Below are 18,533 nucleotides of genomic sequence, written 5' to 3' on the forward strand. Positions count from 1 at the left end.
GCTTTCTCCTTGCACAGTCCTATAAAAAGTAGTATCATAGTGTCGTTTGAACTATCAGGAGGAAACGATGAAAGATTTGCATTTTGACGCTATATCTGCTTTTGAAAATTACGAAATAGAAAAAATGAGAGATGGTCATGTTGTGGTGACGACGAAAGTAGTGAACTCGTCGCTCAACTACTATGGCAATGCCCATGGTGGCTATCTCTTTACCCTTTGTGACCAGATTAGTGGTTTGGTGGTCATTTCACTAGGGCTTGATGGAGTGACGCTTCAGTCCTCTATCAACTACCTCAAGGCAGGAAAACGCGACGATGTGCTGACCATTAAAGGAGAATGTGTCCATCATGGACGCACAACCTGTGTGGTAGATGTTGATATCACCAATCAAGAGGGTAGAAATGTCTGCAAAGCCACCTTTACCATGTTTGTCACAGGCCAGCGGTCAGAAGACAGACAGGTGAGGATATAAAGAGTAATTTAATAGAGTGAGGTGAATTTTGGAATTTATAAAATTTGCCTTACTCATTTTTTGATATTGATATGATTTAATTCTAAAATAGAAAATTTAGTAATGTGGTAGAAAATACAAGAGTTGTGTTTTAATTTCTATGGTATAATTAAAAGCATGAAGATAAAAGAAATAAAGGAAATTACTTTACAACCGTTCACGAAATGGACAGGTGGTAAAAGACAATTATTGCCTGTTATTAGAGAATTAATGCCTAAAACCTATAACAGGTATTTCGAACCTTTTGTTGGAGGTGGAGCTTTATTTTTTGATTTAGCTCCTAAAGATGCAGTTATTAATGATTTTAACGCTGAACTAATAAATTGCTATCAACAAATTAAGGACAATCATCAAGAATTGATTGAAATTTTGAAAGTTCATCAGGAATATAATTCAAAAGAATATTATTTAGATTTACGTTCTGCTGATCGTGATGAAAGAATAGATATGATGTCTGAAGTACAAAGGGCAGCACGTATTCTCTATATGTTGAGAGTAGACTTTAATGGTTTATATCGTGTGAATTCTAAGAATCAGTTTAATGTACCTTATGGTCGTTATAAAAATCCTAAAATTGTTGATGAGAATTTGGTATCTGCTATTTCAACTTATCTGAATAATAATCAAATAGAAATTAAAAAAGGAGATTTTGAAAAGGCTGTTTTGGATGTTCAACCAGGGGATTTTGTATATTTTGATCCCCCGTATATTCCATTGTCAGAGACAAGTGCCTTTACTTCCTACACTCATGAGGGGTTTTCATATGATGATCAAGTAAGATTAAGAGATACCTTTAAAAAATTGAGTGATGCAGGGGCTTATGTTATGTTGTCAAACTCCTCTAGTTTTTTGGTAGAGGAGTTGTATCGAGATTTTAATATCCATTATGTTGAAGCTAACCGAACTAATGGAGCAAAATCTTCGAGTCGAGGAAAAATTTCTGAAATTATAGTCACAAATTATGAAAAATAACGAATATAAGTATGGAGGTGTTTTAATGACAAAACCATACTATAATAAAGATAAAATGATTCTTGTTCATGCAGATACGTTTAAGTTATTATCGAAAATGAAACCAGAAAGCATGGACATGATCTTTGCTGATCCTCCATATTTTTTGAGTAACGGTGGTATATCAAATTCTGGGGGACAGGTTGTATCTGTAGATAAAGGTGACTGGGATAAGATTTCTTCCTTTGAGGAAAAGCACGAATTCAATCGTAAATGGATTCGTTTAGCAAAAGAAGTTTTGAAGCCTAATGGGACTATTTGGATTTCGGGGAGTTTACATAATATTTACTCAGTTGGAATGGCATTAGAGCAAGAAGGTTTTAAAATTCTAAATAATATTACNTGGCAGAAAACAAACCCTGCACCCAATTTATCTTGTCGTTATTTTACTCATTCTACTGAAACTATTTTATGGGCAAGAAAAAACGATAAAAAAGCTCGCCATTATTATAATTACGATTTGATGAAAGAGCTGAATGATGGTAAACAAATGAAAGATGTTTGGACAGGAGCGTTGACGAAAAAAGCTGAAAAATGGGCTGGGAAGCATCCAACACAAAAACCAGAATATTTACTGGAACGTATTATTTTAGCATCTACTAAAGAAGGAGACTATATTTTAGATCCATTTGTTGGCAGTGGTACTACGGGTGTTGTTGCAAAGCGATTAGGTAGAAGATTTATAGGTATCGATGCTGAAAAAGAATATTTGAAGATAGCTAGAAGAAGATTAGAGGAGGAAAACTATGGCTAGAAAACCAAATAAACATGGAGGAGGAGCCAAAACGACGACTAATGGTTTGAAATTTGAAAGAGATACTGATTTTTCGGAATTAGTAGATTCCCTTCCAGGATATGAAGTTAAAGAAATAGATTTCAAAGATAGAAAAGCAACAAAAGGCTTTGAAGTTTTTAGAGTTGGGGAAGAAGAAATCATTGGTAAAATTATGCCTCAATATAGATTTTATGATTTTTTGAAAGAATTAGGGATTAAGAATACCAATTCTAAACAATGGAAACCAGATGAAGTATTTATAAATTTTGAAAATCATACAGTTTATATAGTTGAGAAAAAATGGCAGGAAAGCGAAGGAAGTGTTGATGAAAAACTACTGGGCTTTGGCAATAAAAGACGTATTTATCAACGTTTGTTAGATAGTGTGCAAGAGGGTGAACCATTTTCTGTGCAATTCATATTTGTTGGAAATAAAAGTTTTTTTGGTCAAGATAAATATCGTGATACTTTTGAAATGTTACGAGGGGATGGCATCAAAATAATGCTTGATGAATACGACATGACATTTTTTGGTTTATTTTAATTACAAGGTGAATTATGGATTTTAATACTTACATTTCTTCATCATCAGAAGATAGATTACAAAATTTTTTAAATACTCTCTCAATTACTAACAGAACTCCAGAGTACTATGTGAATTGGAAGAAAGTTGACCGTGAGACAAAGAAGTATGAACTAGAGTTGAATACTTTGAACTACTTAATTGGTAAAGATGATATTTATTCAGAAGCTCTACGTTTATTCACTAGACAACCTAATTTGTTAAAAGCTATTCCTAGCCTAATTGCAAGTCGTGATAAAGTTTTAGATGTTTTAACAATAGATGAAAACGATAATATGTCTTTTGAACAATTGGATTTCAAAACGATAGACACTAGTAGAATAGATGATTACATGAAATTTATTGAGCAATCCGGTTTATTAAATTTTTTACAACAACATGCTAATCGTTCATTAGTTGATTATGTTTATGGAGTGGAGACTGGATTAGATAGCAATGCACGAAAAAATCGAAGTGGAACAACCATGGAGGGGATTTTAGAGAGACATGTAGCAAAAATTTCTCAGGAACAAAGATTAGAATGGAAAGCTCAAGCTACAGCTCAATATATTAAAGATAAGTGGGGGATTAAAGTACCTGTTGATAAGTCTGAGAGAAGATTTGATGTTGCAGTTTATTCCCGAGAAAAACATAAGGTTTGGTTGATTGAAACAAATTATTATGGCGGCGGAGGAAGTAAATTAAAAGCGGTTGCTGGAGAGTTTACTGAACTCAGTCAATTTGTTATTACTTCAGATGACGATGTTGAATTTGTTTGGGTTACTGATGGTCAAGGATGGAAAACAGCACACTTACCATTAGCAGAAGCATTTAGTCATATTACGAATGTATTTAATTTAGAGATGTTAAGAGAAGGATTTTTAGCTGATTTATTTTTATAATGATTGCTCATTAGCTACACAAAAAAGAGGCTCACACCTCTTTTTCTTATTTCTTCTTCCGGTTTAATACTGCATTGAGGACAATGGCCAGTAAGCTGGCTACGACGATTCCGTTTGAGAAGAACATTTGGAAGGCTGTCGGCATGCTGACAAAGAGATTACTGTTGTTGAGTCCGACACCTGCAGCGATTGATACAGCTGCGATAAGGAAGTTGTGTTCATTGTTAGCAAAGTCAACGCGGGCTAGGATTTGCATCCCTTGAAGGGAAACAAAACCAAACATCACCAGCATAGCACCACCAAGAACAGGACTTGGAATGATTTGGGCAAGGGCACCAAACTTAGGTAGGAGTCCAAGGAGGACTAGGAAACCAGCTGCATAATAGATTGGCAGACGAGTCTTGATACCAGACAATTTTACCAAGCCAACGTTTTGTGAAAATCCTGTATAAGGGAAGGTGTTAAAGATTCCTCCGAGAAGTACGGCCAAACCTTCTGCGCGGTAACCGTTGCGAAGGCGCGTGCTGTCGATTGGGTCATTGGTAATATCTGACAAGGCTAGGTAAACACCAGTCGACTCCACCATGGAAACCGTTGCGATGATACACATCATGACGATAGAAGAGATTTCAAAAGTTGGAGCGCCGAAGTAAAATGGAGTTGGAATGTGAACGAGTGGAGCTGCAGAGACTGGAGAGAAGTCTACTAAGCCCATGGTAGCGGCAATAGCAGTCCCAACAACCAAGCCAATCAAAATCGAAATCGACTTGATAAAGCCTTTGGTAAAAATGTTGATCAAGAGGATGAACAGAACAGTGATGGCTGCAAGCAAGAGACTTTGACCAGTTGGCTCTGGAACGTTATTTCCCATATTTCCAATAGCGACAGGAATCAAGGTTAGTCCGATGGTCGTAATAACAGAGCCTGTTACGATAGAGGGGAAAAGATTGGCTACTTTTGAGAAAATGCCTGAAATCAGAACTACATAAATCCCTGAAACGATAAGGGCACCAAACATAGCTCCGCTACCGTGACTTTGACCAATCATAATCAAAGGAGCGACGGACTGGAAAGCAACTCCAAGAACGACTGGTAGTCCAATTCCAAAGTATTTATTGAGTTGGAGTTGGAGGAAGGTGGCCACCCCACACATGAAGATATCTGTGGAGATTAGGTAGGTCAACTGTTCAGCTGAATAGCCAAGAGCTGTCGCAATCATGATAGGAACCAGGATAGAACCTGAGTACATGGCTAGTAAGTGCTGTAAGCCAAGAACGGCTGCTTGCGAGTGTTTTTCTTGTTTTTGCATTAGAGATCTGCCTCCTTAAATACGACCTGACCGTTTTCAAAACGTTCCAAACGAGCGAGTGATAGAACTGGATAGCCAGCTTTCTCAAGCAAATCACGACCATCCTGGAAGGATTTTTCAATCACGATACCGATAGCTTCGACTGTGGCACCAGCTTGTTCGATGATTTGAATCAAGCCTTTGGCAGCTTGTCCATTTGCTAGGAAATCATCGATAATCAAGACCTTGTCCTCAGGTGAGAGGAATTTCCCAGCGATGGAAACCGTGCTGGTCACCTGCTTGGTAAAGGAGTAAACCTCAGCAGTTAAGATGCCTTCGTTCATGGTGATGTTCTTAGCTTTCTTGGCGAAAATCATAGGGACATCTAAGGCTTCAGCTGTAAAAACGGCTGGGGCAATGCCTGACGCTTCAATGGTTACGACCTTGGTAATGCCAGCAGAAGCGAATTTTTCCGCAAATACCTTACCAATCTCTCGCATCAAGCTAAAGTCAACTTGGTGGGTTAAAAAGGAATCCACCTTGAGGATGTTGTCACCCAAGATATGCCCATCCTCAAGGATGCGCTCTTCTAATAATTTCATAAGACCTCCTAAAGTCTAAAAGTCAAATTACTTGTTGTTTAAATGTTTCTATAGTGATCCCGTTTGCTAGTGCTATATATTTGATAAAATGATAAAACTAGTACGAGCGAAGCGAGTTTTATCAAATATTTCCCGCCGTAGTGGTATCATAGACAATAATCTTGTTATTGTCTATGACGGGATTTTTGAGACTTTTGGCTCAAAAATTAGGGATGAAATTCCGAAGGAAGTTGCTCCCGTCCGCACTAATTAAGGGAAATATTAAAAATATTTAGTTTACACTTAAAGGCGTGCTTTAATAAAAATATTTAAAAGGACCTACCTAATCCCCTAAGTAAGTCCCCAAAATAGGCATGGCCAAAACCATACCTTCAGCTGACATACTCATTGTTAGGTGTTCCGGCACCTTGTAGAAACGTCGTGCCAATTCACGACATAAACAAGTAAAATGGTACTATAATAAAACGTCCAAGCGTTAATGTTATTATTTTACACTAAATAACTTTAGAAATCAAATATTTTGTTGGCGTTTAGATGAAAAAAGCGAACAAACAGAAACCTACAAGACGATACAGTATTGTAGGTTTCGAATATTCTATTCGCTAAATCTTAAAAAATAACCATCAGGATCCAAAATCGCAAATTCATGGGGATATATAAAGCTATCTCCCACTCGAAATTCTCTTTTGGTCAGCGGACGATGGATAGGATAGTCAGCTTCCAGCAGTTTTTGGTGGAGCTGAGGGACATCTTCAATGCCAAAGGAAATATTGACACCGCGCCCGAAAGGATAGGTTAGTTGGGCTAATTCTTCTGTGCTGCCTTCTTCTAGCATAAGTTGGCAGTCTTCAAGCGAGAGGAAGAGAAATTTCTCCTCTGGACGCTCGTNTTCGACAGAGAATCCTAGCAGGTCGCAGTAGAAGTGGCGTGATTTTTCGATGTCAGATACTACAAATTCAGGAATGACAGCTTGATAGTCCATTCGTTTTCTCCTTAGAGTTCAATCTCCATGACAATGGGTGTGTGGTCTTGGCGCGCACCAGAGTCAATCATATCAGACTTAGTTACCTTGTCAGCCACTCGGTTGCTGGTCAGCCAGTAGTCGATTCTCCAGCCTGTATTGTTGATTTTAGAAGTCTTGCTTCGCTGCGCCCACCAGGTATAACGCTCAGGGACATCACCGTGAATGTGGCGGAAGGTGTCAGTAAATCCAGTTTCCAAGAGGTTGGTAAAACCAACACGTTCTTCGTCTGTAAATCCAGGTGAACGGCGGTTGCTGGCAGGGTTTGCAAGGTCGATTTCCTTGTGGGCTACGTTGTAGTCACCCGTCGCAAGGACTGGTTTTTCTTTGTCTAGTTGAGCCAAATACTCAGCGTATTTGACATCCCAGACTTGGCGCTCTTCCAAGCGTTTAAGACCATCGCCAGCATTGGGCGTATAGACCTGAGTGACGAAGAAGTCGTCAAATTCCAGCGTAATGATGCGGCCTTCCAAGTCCATGGTAGAAGGGGCACCGATTTCTGGGAAGCTAATCGTTGGCGTGAGTTCTTTCTTATAAAGGAACATGGTTCCAGCGTAGCCTTTGCGGGCAGGTTCTTGAGAGGAACGCCAAGTGTTTTCATAACCTGGGAAGAGTTCTTCAAGTACTTCTAGGTGTTTCTTTGTAGGGCCCTTGGCAGAAAGCTTGGTTTCCTGGATAGCGATAATATCAGCATTTTCGACTACCAAGGTTTGTAGGACTTCTTGGGACAATTTTGCACGAGCTGAGTCGCTCGTTAGGGCTGCATTGAGGGAATCAATATTCCATGAGATGAGTTTCATAAGGTTACCTTTTTCATTCAGATTATAGATTTTATTATACCAAAAAAAGGTCCATTTCCCCAACGTATGGTTTGAAAAATCACCCTCTTTTGTTTATAATGTAAGAATGATTTTATGAAAGGGAGATGAAAATAAATGAAATTTTACTCATATGACTATGTACTTAGCCAAATCAGTCAGCAAAATGGCATCATGATTGGCTTTGGAATTGTTCTCCTAGCTATCACAGGATTTTTTGCTTTTAAAGCCTATCGAGATAAAAAGGGGACTAAGTTTCGGGAATTGGTCATGATTTTGGCCTTGACCTTGGTGGTCATGCTTTTGGTGACAATCTCAAAATACCAGACCAATCAAGCCTCTAACAACCAATTTCAAACCTCCCTTCATTTCATCGAGCTTGTTTCCAAAGACTTGGGAGTGGATAAATCAGAAGTTTATGTCAATACTTCTGCAGATACGGATGGAGCGCTTGTCAAGGTAGGTCCAAATTTCTACCGCGCCATGAACGGGAGCCAACCAGACAAGTATCTTTTAGAGAAATTAGAATTGAATCAAACAGACGCTATTGAATTGGTGGAGGTAAACAAATGACACTCAATTATATGGAAATTTTAATCAAACTGGCCTTGGGTCTTTTCTCTCTTGTTTTTGTTATTAATGTGACAGGAAAGGGGAATCTAGCACCTAACTCTGCTACAGACCAAATTCAGAACTATGTTCTTGGTGGTATCATCGGTGGGGTGATTTACAATAGTTCAATCAGCATTCTGCAGTACGCAGTGATTTTGATGATGTGGACGATTTTGGTCTTGACCCTCAAGTGGCTCAATAACAATGTTCGTTTTGTCAAACGCTTGATTGATGGAAAACCAACTCTCCTTATCAAAAATGGGCAGATTGACCCAGAAGCCTGTCGTTCAGTTGGTTTGTCTGCAGCAGAAGTTGCTCTCAAACTTCGTAGCCAAGGAATTTTCCAGATGAAACAGGTCAAACGCGCTGTGCATGAGCAAAATGGCCAACTCATCGTGGTCCAAATGGGAGATGAAAATCCTAAGTATCCAGTTGTGACTGACGGTGTGATCCAAGTCGATGTTTTGGAATATATTGACCGTAGCGAAGAGTGGTTGCTTGATAATCTCAGCAAACAAGGGCATGACAATGTGGCCAATATCTTTATCGCTGAGTATGACAAGGGTGTCGTCTCAGTCGTAACTTATGAATAAGAAAAACCTGGGGTCTTGTACTCTTCAAAAATCAAATTCAAACTGCGTCAACGTCGCCTTGCCGTATGTATATGTTACTGACTTCGTCAGTTCTATCTGCAACCTCAAAACAGTGTTTTGAGCTGACTTCGTCAGTTCTATCTACAACCTCAAAGCAATGCTTTGAGCAGCCTGCGGCTAGTTTCCTAGTTTGCTCTTTGATTTTCATTGAGTCTTGGCCTCAGGTTTCCATTTGCAATCAGAAAGGGATTTTATGTCCATTATTCAAAAACTCTGGTGGTTTTTCAAGTTAGAAAAGCGCCGTTACCTAGTCGGAATTGTGGCCTTGGTCTTGGTTTCCGTCCTCAATCTCATTCCCCCCATGGTCATGGGACGGGTGATTGATGCCATTACGTCGGGGAAATTAACCCAGCAGGACCTCCTTCTTAATCTANTTTATCTACTGCTGGCAGCCTTTGGGATGTACTATCTGCGCTATGTTTGGCGTATGTATATCCTTGGAACTTCCTATCGTTTGGGGCAGATCATGAGGTCTCGCTTGTTTGAGCATTTCACAAAAATGTCGCCAGCCTTTTATCAGACCTATCGGACTGGTGATCTGATGGCACACGCTACAAATGATATCAATGCCTTAACTCGTCTCGCAGGTGGCGGTGTTATGTCTGCGGTGGATGCCTCTATCACGGCTCTGGTGACCTTGCTGACCATGCTCTTTAGCATTTCGTGGCAGATGACGCTAGTTGCCATTCTTCCCCTACCTTTCATGGCTTATGCGACTAGTCGTCTAGGGAGAAAGACCCACAAGGCCTTTGGCGAGTCACAAGCAGCCTTTTCCGAACTCAATAACAAGGTGCAGGAGTCTGTATCAGGTATAAAAGTGACCAAATCTTTTGGTCATCAGGCGGACGAGCTGGATTCCTTTCAGGAAGTTAATGAATTGACCTTTCAAAAGAACCTCCAAACCATGAAATACGATAGTCTCTTTGACCCCATGGTTCTCTTGTTTGTTGGTTCATCCTATGTCTTAACCCTTTTGGTCGGTTCCTTGATGGTTCAGGAAGGACAGATAACGGTTGGGAATTTGGTCACTTTTATCAGCTATTTGGATATGTTGGTCTGGCCTCTTATGGCCATTGGCTTCCTCTTTAATATCACTCAGCGAGGAAAGGTTTCTTACCAACGGATTGAAAATCTTTTGTCTCAGGAATCACCTGTACAAGACCCTGAGTTTCCTCTGGATGGTATTGAAAATGGACGCTTGGAGTACGATATTGATAGTTTTGCCTTTGAAAATGAGGAGACACTGACGGATATTCACTTTAGTCTGGAAAAAGGGCAAACCCTAGGCTTGGTCGGGCAGACAGGTTCTGGGAAAACGTCCTTGATCAAACTCCTCTTGCGTGAATACGATGTTGATAAGGGTGCCATTTACCTAAACGGTCACGATATTCGGGACTATCGTCTGACAGACCTTCGCAGTCTCATGGGCTATGTTCCTCAGGACCAGTTCCTCTTTGCGACTTCGATTTTAGACAATATCCGCTTTGGCAATCCTAACTTGCCCCTTTCAACGGTCGAGGAAGCGACTAAGCTAGCCCAAGTTTACCAAGATATTGTAGCCATGCCTCAGGGATTTGATACGTTGATCGGTGAAAAAGGAGTTAGTCTATCAGGTGGTCAAAAGCAACGTCTGGCTATGAGTCGGGCTATGATTTTAGACCCTGATATCTTGATTCTGGATGATTCCTTGTCCGCCGTGGATGCCAAGACAGAGTATGCGATTATCGACAATCTCAAGGAGACTCGCAAAGACAAGACAACCATTATCACGGCTCATCGCCTCAGTGCAGTTGTCCATGCAGATTTGATCTTGGTTCTACAAAATGGTCAAATTATCGAACGGGGCAGGCACGAAGACTTGCTAGCCCTGGGTGGCTGGTATGCCCAAACCTACCAGTCTCAGCAGTTGGAAATGAAAGGAGAAGAAGATGCAGAATAAGAAAGAACAATGGGCTGTATTGAAGCGCTTGACGTCCTATCTCAAGCCCTATGGACTCCTGACCTTTTTGGCACTCAGTTTTCTCCTAGCGACGACGGTAATTAAAAGTGTCATTCCCCTTGTAGCTTCCCACTTTATCGACCAGTACCTCAGCAATCTTAACCAACTGGCCGTGACCGTTTTGCTGGCCTACTATGGCCTCTATATCCTACAAACTCTGGTTCAGTATATCGGCAATCTTCTCTTTGCGCGGGTGTCCTACAGTATTGTCAGAGATATTCGTCGCGATACCTTTGCTAATATGGAGAAACTGGGCATGTCTTATTTTGACAAGACGCCAGCAGGTTCCATCGTCTCTCGTTTGACCAATGATACCGAGACCATCAGTGATATGTTTTCAGGGATTCTATCCAGCTTTATCTCAGCAGTTTTCATCTTTCTGACAACCCTGTATACCATGTTGATGCTGGATTTTCGTTTGACAGCTTTAGTCTTGCTCTTTCTTCCCTTGATTTTCCTTTTGGTCAATCTCTATCGGAAAAAATCAGTGAAAATCATCGAAAAAACCAGAAGTCTCTTGTCGGATATCAATAGTAAGCTGGCAGAGAATATCGAGGGAATCAGGATTATCCAGGCCTTTAATCAAGAGAAGCGCCTGCAAGCAGAATTTGATGAGATTAACCAAGAACACTTGGTCTATGCCAACCGTTCTGTAGCCTTGGATGCCCTCTTTTTAAGACCTGCCATGAGTTTGCTGAAACTCCTAGGCTACACAGTTTTGATGGCCTACTTTGGTTACCGTGGTCTTTCTATTGGGATAACGGCCGGAACCATGTATGCCTTTATCCAGTACATCAACCGTCTCTTTGATCCCTTGATTGAGGTGACGCAAAACTTTTCAACTCTTCAAACGTCCATGGTGTCTGCAGGCCGTGTCTTTGCCTTGATTGACGAGAAGACCTATGAGCCTCTTCAAGAAAATGGACCAGCCAAAGTCCAAGAAGGCAATATCCGTTTTGAACATGTGTGTTTCTCATATGATGGTAAACATCCGATCCTGGATGATATTTCCTTTTCAGTTAAGAAGGGTGAAACCATTGCCTTTGTAGGGCATACAGGTTCAGGGAAATCCTCTATCATCAATGTCCTCATGCGCTTTTATGAATTTCAGTCAGGCCGCGTTCTCTTGGGTGGTGTGGATATCAGGAACTACAGTCAGGAAGAGCTGAGAAAGAACATCGGTCTAGTCTTACAGGATCCCTTCCTCTATCATGGAACCATCAAGTCCAATATTGCCATGTATCAAGACATTAGTGATGAAGAGGTCCAGGCTGCGGCTGCCTTTGTTGATGCAGATTCCTTTATTCAGGATCTTCCGCTGGGTTATGATGCCCCCGTTTCCGAGCGTGGTTCGAGCTTTTCTACTGGCCAGCGTCAGCTTCTTGCCTTTGCTAGAACAGTTGCTAGTCAGCCTAAAATCTTGATTTTGGATGAAGCGACAGCCAATATTGACTCTGAAACAGAAAGTTTGGTTCAAGATTCCCTAGCCAAGATGAGACAGGGGCGGACGACCATTGCCATCGCCCACCGCCTTTCGACCATCCAGGACGCCAACTGCATTTATGTTTTGGACAAGGGACGCATCATTGAGAGTGGAACCCATGAGGAACTCTTGGCCTTGGGAGGAACCTATCACAAGATGTATAGTTTGCAGGCAGGGGCTCTTACCTAAAGAAGAATTCCTCTAAATTACAGATTTCTTGCACCGCCTTTTCCATTTTGTGGTATAATGAAAAATGTTGACAAATAGTATAATAAAAACAAAGGAGAAACAGCATGCTGAAATGGGAAGACTTGCCCGTGGAAATGCAATCAAGCGAGGTTGAGTCTTACTACCAGCTTGTCTCTAAAAGGAAGGGTTCGCTGATTTTCAAGCGTTGCCTGGATTGGGTTCTGGCCTTGGTTTTACTGATTTTGACTTCCCCAATCTTTCTCATCTTGAGTATTTGGATCAAGTTGGATAGCAAGGGACCTGTCATTTACAAGCAAGAGCGCGTGACCCAGTACAACCGTCCGTTCAAGATTTGGAAGTTCCGTACTATGGTGACGGATGCGGATAAAAAAGGAAGCCTAGTGACTTCTGCTAACGATAGCCGTATTACCAAAGTGGGAAATTTCATTCGCCGTGTGCGTTTGGACGAACTACCTCAGCTAGTCAATGTCCTTAAAGGCGAGATGTCCTTTGTTGGGACACGACCTGAGGTGCCACGCTACACGGAGCAGTATAGTCCTGAAATGATGGCGACCTTGCTCTTGCCAGCAGGAATCACCTCTCCAGCCAGCATCAACTACAAGGATGAGGATACGATCATCAGTCAAATGACGGAGAAAGGTCTGTCAGTTGAACAGGCCTATGTCGAACACGTCCTTCCTGAAAAGATGCGCTATAACCTCGCCTATCTCCGAGAGTTTAGTTTCCTTGGAGACATCAAAATCATGTTTCAAACCGTGTTTGAGGTACTAAAATAAAGTAGTCATGAGAAAATGAGTACAGATAAAAGGAGCAAATCAATGCCAAATTACAATATTCCATTTTCACCACCCGATATTACCGAAGCTGAAATTGCTGAAGTAGCGGATACCCTTCGTTCTGGTTGGATCACAACAGGTCCGAAGACAAAAGAACTGGAGCGTCGCTTGTCCCAATACACACAGACATCTAAGACTGTCTGCCTCAACTCTGCGACAGCCGCCCTTGAGTTGATTTTGCGTGTTTTAGAAGTGGGACCTGGGGATGAAGTCATCGTTCCAACTATGACTTATACAGCTTCATGCAGTGTCATCACTCACGTAGGAGCAACTCCTGTCATGGTGGATATCCAAGCAGATACTTTTGAGATGGACTATGACTTGCTTGAGCAAGCTATTACTGAGAAAACTAAGGTTATCATCCCAGTAGACCTTGCAGGGATTGTTTGCAACTATGACCGTTTGTTCCAAGTCGTGGAGAAGAAACGGGATCTCTTTACAGCTGCTAGCAAGTGGCAAAAGGCCTTTAACCGTATCGTAATTGTCTCAGATAGTGCCCATGCTTTAGGATCTACATACAAAGGGCAACCAGCTGGTTCTATCGCTGACTTTACTTCCTTCTCATTCCATGCCGTTAAGAACTTTACAACTGCTGAGGGAGGAAGTGCGACTTGGAAAGCCAATCCAGCTATTGACGACGAAGAGATGTACAAGGAATTCCAGATCCTTTCCCTTCATGGTCAAACAAAGGATGCTCTTGCCAAGATGCAATTGGGTTCATGGGAATACGATATCGTTACACCAGCCTACAAGTGCAATATGACCGATATCATGGCTTCGATTGGTTTGGTACAATTGGATCGTTACCCAGCTTTGCTACAACGTCGTAAGGACATCGTGGACCGCTATGATCGTGGTTTTGCGGGTACTCGTATTCACCCACTGGCACACAAGACTGATACTGTTGAATCTTCACGCCACCTCTACATCACCCATGTAGAAGGAGCAAGTTTAGAAGAACGCAACCTCATCATCCAAGAATTGGCCAAAGCAGGAATTGCAAGTAATGTACACTATAAACCGCTTCCTCTCCTGACAGCCTATAAGAATCTTGGTTTTGATATGGCAGATTATCCAAGAGCCTATGCCTTCTTTGAAAATGAAATTACGCTTCCTCTTCATACAAAATTAAGCGATGAAGAAGTTGATTACATCGTTCAGACTTTGGTGAGAATTTCTGAAGAAATCCTCGGTTCTGGAAAAAAATAATAAAAAATCTTGACAAAAAGCGGACAATAGCATATAATATTCTCAACAAATCAGAAAAGTAACTATTTTTGATCTTCAGGGAGCCTGTGGTGATTGTGAACAGGTGGTTGGAAGTAGTGAAAGTGGGCTGATTTTAAAAATGAATTTGAAACAATGAAAATTCGGTGCGCACACCTTACAGTGCAACTTGTTGTTAGACAAGGCAGAGATGTAAAGGGGAATAGTCCCTTTATAATTGAGGTGGCACCGCGTTACCAACGCCCTCACATGGGTTGATTTCTGTGTGTGGGCTTTTTTCATATCTTTAAATTAATACTGAAAGAGGAAAACTTTTATGACAACTAAAGGTTATTTTGGACAATTTGGTGGTAGTTTTGTACCGGAGCCGATTCAGGCTTTGTTGGATGAGTTGGAAGTGACATTTGACAAGTACAAGGATGATCCAGAATTTTTGGCAGAATTTCGCCATTACTTGAAGGATTATTCAGGTCGCGAAACACCACTTTATTTTGCGGAAAGTTTGACAGATCACCTGGGTGGGGCTAAGATTTATCTTAAACGTGAAGATCTTAACCACCTTGGTTCTCACAAACTCAATAACGTTTTAGGACAAATTCTTCTTGCCAAACGTATGGGCAAAAAACGAGTGATCGCAGAAACAGGAGCTGGTCAGCACGGTGTTGCGACTGCAGCTGCTGCAGCCAAGTTCGGTATGGCCTGTGATGTCTACATGGGGGCAGAAGATGTGGAACGTCAACGTCTCAATGTCTTTCGCATGGAGATGATGGGAGCGACCGTTCACGCGGTTGAAACTGGGACACGAACTCTTAAGGATGCGGTTGATGCAGCATTTGGAGCATGGATGAATGACCTTGAAGCCTTCTACGTTTTGGGATCTGCTGTAGGCCCTCATCCTTATCCTACCATTGTTCATGAATTCCAAAAGGTCATCAGTGAAGAATCTCGCCGTCAAATTTTAGAAAAAGAAGGCCGTTTACCAGACTACGTTATTGCCTGTGTAGGTGGTGGTTCGAATGCCATCGGTGCTTTTTCGCAGTATGTGGCTGATGAAGAAGTCAAATTGGTTGGGGTCGAAGCTGCCGGTCATGGACTTGACACAGACAAGCACGCAGCTACTATGACAAAAGGTAGTATCGGAATTGTCGATGGCATGAAGACCTATGCAGTCTTTAAGGAAGATGGAGAGCTGGCGCCAGTTTACTCTATTTCAGCTGGTTTGGACTATCCAGGCGTTGGTCCAGAACACGCCTACTTTAAAGATTCAGGTCGCGTGGAATATGTGGCAGCGACAGACGAAGAAGCTGTTCAAGCCTTGCTTTTATTAAGCAAGACTGAAGGGATTATCCCAGCGATTGAAAGTTCGCATGCCATCGCAGAAGCAGTTAAACGTGCACCGAAACTAAGTAAAGATGAGATTATCATCATCAATGTCTCTGGTCGTGGAGACAAGGACGTAGCTGCGATTGCAGACTACCTGGAAGCTAAAAAATAAGAGATGGAAAAATTACAGTCTTTTCTCTCACAGAGAGCTTGTGGTTGCTGGAAACAAGCAGAGAAAGCTGTAAGGTTGGGTCCATTTGAAACAAGAGAAGAAAACATAATTCTCAAGGGAGTGCCCTTTATCGCACAGCCTGTTACAGGAAGGTTCTGAGACAGGAATGAGAGATAGGAGAAATCCTATAATTGAGGTGGCACCGCGAATTTCGTCCTCACGCAAGTTATTTTGCGTGGGGATTTTTATATATTTATCGTAGATATGGTCATCAGTTTTAAATTATACTTCATCAATAGATAGATTTCTATAAAATATTTACGAACGAAGTGAGTTTCTAAAAGATGCTTCCCGCCATAGTGGTATCCTAGAGAAGCAAAGATGCTTCTCTAGGACGGAATTTTTGAGAGTAAAATAGTTTGGGAACTATTTTAGCCTGAGCCTAGAAATGAATGAGCGAGGAGCTCAAAAATTAGGTCTTTCATTTCATGGTTTTCTAAAATCATCCACTGGATAATTTTACCTCCCGTCCGCACTATTTAAGGGAAATAGAAAAAAGACAAAAAATTAAAAATAAGAAATTGAAAGGGAAATTACAATGGAAGGAATCATTCATGGAGATGTCTTATCACCAATCTTGGCTTATATGCGCCTAAAGGGGAAACACAAGGTGATCCTAGAAAGTATTCCGAGAGACAAGGAAACCGCTCGTTTTTCTATCCTAGCCTATAATCCAGTTTTTGAGATTAAGTTTGAAAATGGAGTTCTTTATCAAAATGGGCAAGTCATTGATCGTGACCCCTTGGATTTCCTTTATGAAGTGACTCATAAAAGTCAGCACCATTCAGACCTACCTTTTGGTGGTGGAGCTATCGGATTTGTTGGCTATGATATGATTTCTCTCTATGAAGAAATTGGCCAGCTTCCTGAGGATACGATTGGGACACCAGATATGCATTTCTTTGTTTACGAGAGTTATATTGTATTTGACCACAAGAAAGAAAAAATTCATATCATCGAGGATGCTCTTTACAGTGATCGAAGCAATGATGAGCTAGAAGCGGCTTTGGATCAGGTTTTAGAGGAGTTGAAAATCCCTGCTCCAAATGAATTTGAAGACTTGGACGTTTCTCCACTTCAGTTTAGACCACATATTGCACCTCAGAAATTTGAAGAAATGGTAGAAACAGCTCGCGACTTGATTCGCAATGGAGATATGTTCCAATGCGTGCTCAGTCAGCGTTTCTCCGCAGAGGTAAGTGGAAATCCTTTTGACTTCTACAGAAATCTCCGAGTGACAAACCCATCAAATTACCTCTACTTTTATGATTTTGGAGATTATCAAATCATCGGTGCAAGTCCTGAGAGCTTGGTTTCCGTCAAGAATGGCATCGTGACAACCAATCCAATTGCGGGTACACGACCAAGAGGGGCTACGGATGAAGAGGACAAGGCCTTGACGACAGACCTGCTTTCTGATGAGAAGGAAACAGCAGAACATCAGATGTTGGTAGACTTGGGTCGTAACGATATTGGCCGCATCTCTGAAACGGCAAGTGTCCAAGTCACTAAGTATATGGAAGTGGAGCTTTTCCGTTATGTCATGCATTTGACCAGTGTTGTGAAAGGGCGTTTGCTTCCCGAACTCACTGCCATGGATGCCTTGAAAGCGACACTTCCAGCTGGGACTGTTTCAGGAGCACCAAAGATTCGGGCCATGAGACGCATCTATGAATTGGAAACAGAAAAACGTGGCGTATACGCAGGAGCAATCGGCTACTTGTCTGCTACAGGTGATATGGACTTTGCCATTGCCATTAGAACTATGATTCTTAAAAATCAAACAGCCTACGTGCAGGCTGGAGCAGGGATTGTCTACGATTCCATCGCCCAAAACGAATACCAAGAAACCATTAACAAGGCTAAATCTATGACTAGAATTGGAGAACTAAGACCATGATTTTATTGATTGACAACTATGATTCTTTTACCTATAACTTGGCCCAATACATCGGGAATTTTGCAGAAGTGCAGGTCTTGAGAAATGATGATCCCAAGCTGTATGAAGAAGCTGAAAAAGCAGATGGTCTGTTTTTTTCTCCTGGTCCTGGTTGGCCAGTTGATGCTGGAAAGATGGAAGACATGATTCGTGACTTTGCAGGTAAGATGCCAATTTTAGGGATTTGTTTGGGGCACCAAGCCATCGCAGAGGTCTTTGGTGGGAAGCTAGGTTTGGCTCCCAAAGTCATGCATGGGAAACAGAGCTATATCAGCTTTGAAGTGCCTTCTGTTCTCTACCAAGATATTGAGGATGGTCGTCCAGTCATGCGTTATCACAGTATTTTGATTGAAGAAATGCCAGAAGACTTTGAAGTGACAGCTCGTTCTACTGATGATCAAGCCATTATGGGAATTCAGCACAAGAATCTACCGATTTATGGCTTCCAGTACCATCCAGAGAGTATCGGAACGCCAGATGGCTTGTCTTCTATTCGGAATTTTATCGAGAAGGTTGTAAAGTGAGGAAA

At 41.5% G+C, this 18,533-nt stretch carries 18 protein-coding genes, 1 riboswitch and 1 other annotated feature; of the genes, 14 read left to right on the top strand and 4 right to left on the bottom strand.

Annotated elements, in window-relative coordinates; translation table 11 throughout:
- The first annotated feature begins 67 nt into the window (after positions 1–67).
- The 5 genes from D8847_RS07340 (at position 68) to D8847_RS07360 (ending at position 3,761) form a co-directional block, all read left to right on the top strand.
- A complete protein-coding gene (locus D8847_RS07340) occupies positions 68–472 on the top strand; it encodes a PaaI family thioesterase (protein WP_125841140.1) in 405 nt (134 codons plus the stop codon).
- Positions 473–628: 156 nt separating this feature from the next.
- Positions 629–1,483, top strand: a complete 855-nt coding sequence (locus D8847_RS07345) for a DNA adenine methylase (RefSeq protein WP_125841141.1) — start codon at positions 629–631, stop codon at positions 1,481–1,483.
- 25 nt (positions 1,484–1,508) lie between these two features.
- Entirely contained in the window at positions 1,509–2,276 is a 768-nt protein-coding gene (locus D8847_RS07350; RefSeq protein ID WP_049488313.1) for a DNA-methyltransferase, read from the top strand.
- Positions 2,269–2,841: a PD-(D/E)XK nuclease superfamily protein gene (locus tag D8847_RS07355; RefSeq protein WP_049488228.1), complete on the top strand. Its 573-nt coding sequence runs from the start codon at positions 2,269–2,271 to the stop codon at positions 2,839–2,841. Before D8847_RS07350 ends, D8847_RS07355 begins: the two co-directional genes overlap by 8 nt.
- A 14-nt stretch (positions 2,842–2,855) precedes the next feature.
- Positions 2,856–3,761 (top strand): type II restriction endonuclease, encoded by a 906-nt coding sequence (locus tag D8847_RS07360; RefSeq protein WP_125841142.1) that lies wholly within the window; start codon positions 2,856–2,858, stop codon positions 3,759–3,761.
- A 46-nt stretch (positions 3,762–3,807) separates the two neighbouring features.
- Here the strand turns inward: D8847_RS07360 and D8847_RS07365 are convergent, their stop codons facing one another.
- The 4 genes from D8847_RS07365 to D8847_RS07380 all read right to left on the bottom strand — a co-directional run bounded on the left by D8847_RS07365 (position 3,808) and on the right by D8847_RS07380 (position 7,472).
- The gene (locus D8847_RS07365) at positions 3,808–5,070 is read right to left on the bottom strand and encodes a nucleobase:cation symporter-2 family protein (protein ID WP_125841143.1); all 1,263 of its coding nucleotides are present in this window, start codon (positions 5,068–5,070) and stop codon (positions 3,808–3,810) included.
- Positions 5,070–5,651 carry a xanthine phosphoribosyltransferase gene (locus D8847_RS07370; protein ID WP_125841144.1) on the bottom strand — a complete coding sequence of 194 codons (582 nt, stop codon included), beginning with the start codon at positions 5,649–5,651 and terminating at the stop codon, positions 5,070–5,072. Before D8847_RS07370 ends, D8847_RS07365 begins: the two co-directional genes overlap by 1 nt.
- Positions 5,652–6,018: 367 nt before the next feature.
- Positions 6,019–6,114, bottom strand: a riboswitch (purine riboswitch).
- Between the two features lie 132 nt (positions 6,115–6,246).
- The gene (locus D8847_RS07375; RefSeq protein ID WP_125841145.1) at positions 6,247–6,633 is read right to left on the bottom strand and encodes a bleomycin resistance protein; all 387 of its coding nucleotides are present in this window, start codon (positions 6,631–6,633) and stop codon (positions 6,247–6,249) included.
- An 11-nt stretch (positions 6,634–6,644) separates the two neighbouring features.
- On the bottom strand, positions 6,645–7,472 hold the full coding sequence (locus D8847_RS07380; protein ID WP_125841146.1) for an exodeoxyribonuclease III: 828 nt from the start codon (positions 7,470–7,472) through the stop codon (positions 6,645–6,647).
- Between the two features lie 135 nt (positions 7,473–7,607).
- Here D8847_RS07380 and D8847_RS07385 point away from each other — a divergent pair, with 135 nt between their 5' ends.
- From D8847_RS07385 to D8847_RS07430, 9 genes are all read left to right on the top strand, one after another.
- Complete coding sequence (locus D8847_RS07385; protein WP_078238140.1) at positions 7,608–8,063, top strand: DUF3290 family protein; 456 nt, start codon at positions 7,608–7,610, stop codon at positions 8,061–8,063.
- Complete coding sequence (locus tag D8847_RS07390; protein ID WP_033606255.1) at positions 8,060–8,695, top strand: DUF421 domain-containing protein; 636 nt, start codon at positions 8,060–8,062, stop codon at positions 8,693–8,695. Before D8847_RS07385 ends, D8847_RS07390 begins: the two co-directional genes overlap by 4 nt.
- A gap of 253 nt (positions 8,696–8,948) precedes the next feature.
- On the top strand, positions 8,949–10,694 hold the full coding sequence (locus D8847_RS07400; protein ID WP_125841147.1) for an ABC transporter ATP-binding protein: 1,746 nt from the start codon (positions 8,949–8,951) through the stop codon (positions 10,692–10,694).
- On the top strand, positions 10,684–12,426 hold the full coding sequence (locus D8847_RS07405) for an ABC transporter ATP-binding protein (protein ID WP_125841148.1): 1,743 nt from the start codon (positions 10,684–10,686) through the stop codon (positions 12,424–12,426). The genes D8847_RS07400 and D8847_RS07405 overlap by 11 nt, the downstream gene beginning before the upstream one ends.
- Positions 12,427–12,530: 104 nt before the next feature.
- On the top strand, positions 12,531–13,223 hold the full coding sequence (locus tag D8847_RS07410) for a sugar transferase (protein WP_125841149.1): 693 nt from the start codon (positions 12,531–12,533) through the stop codon (positions 13,221–13,223).
- Between the two features lie 42 nt (positions 13,224–13,265).
- The gene (locus D8847_RS07415; RefSeq protein WP_185757937.1) at positions 13,266–14,492 is read left to right on the top strand and encodes a DegT/DnrJ/EryC1/StrS family aminotransferase; all 1,227 of its coding nucleotides are present in this window, start codon (positions 13,266–13,268) and stop codon (positions 14,490–14,492) included.
- A 334-nt stretch (positions 14,493–14,826) separates the two neighbouring features.
- On the top strand, positions 14,827–16,005 hold the full coding sequence (gene trpB, locus D8847_RS07420) for a tryptophan synthase subunit beta (protein ID WP_000208440.1): 1,179 nt from the start codon (positions 14,827–14,829) through the stop codon (positions 16,003–16,005).
- Positions 15,996–16,227: a binding site (T-box leader), on the top strand. It overlaps the preceding gene by 10 nt.
- A 376-nt stretch (positions 16,228–16,603) precedes the next feature.
- Positions 16,604–17,965, top strand: a complete 1,362-nt coding sequence (gene trpE / locus D8847_RS07425) for an anthranilate synthase component I (RefSeq protein ID WP_125841151.1) — start codon at positions 16,604–16,606, stop codon at positions 17,963–17,965.
- Positions 17,962–18,528: an aminodeoxychorismate/anthranilate synthase component II gene (locus tag D8847_RS07430; protein ID WP_125841152.1), complete on the top strand. Its 567-nt coding sequence runs from the start codon at positions 17,962–17,964 to the stop codon at positions 18,526–18,528. Before trpE ends, D8847_RS07430 begins: the two co-directional genes overlap by 4 nt.
- Positions 18,529–18,533: the final 5 nt, after the last annotated feature.

The organism is Streptococcus mitis (genome assembly GCF_003942795.1).
Taxonomy (GTDB): Bacteria; Bacillota; Bacilli; order Lactobacillales; family Streptococcaceae; genus Streptococcus; species Streptococcus mitis_BJ.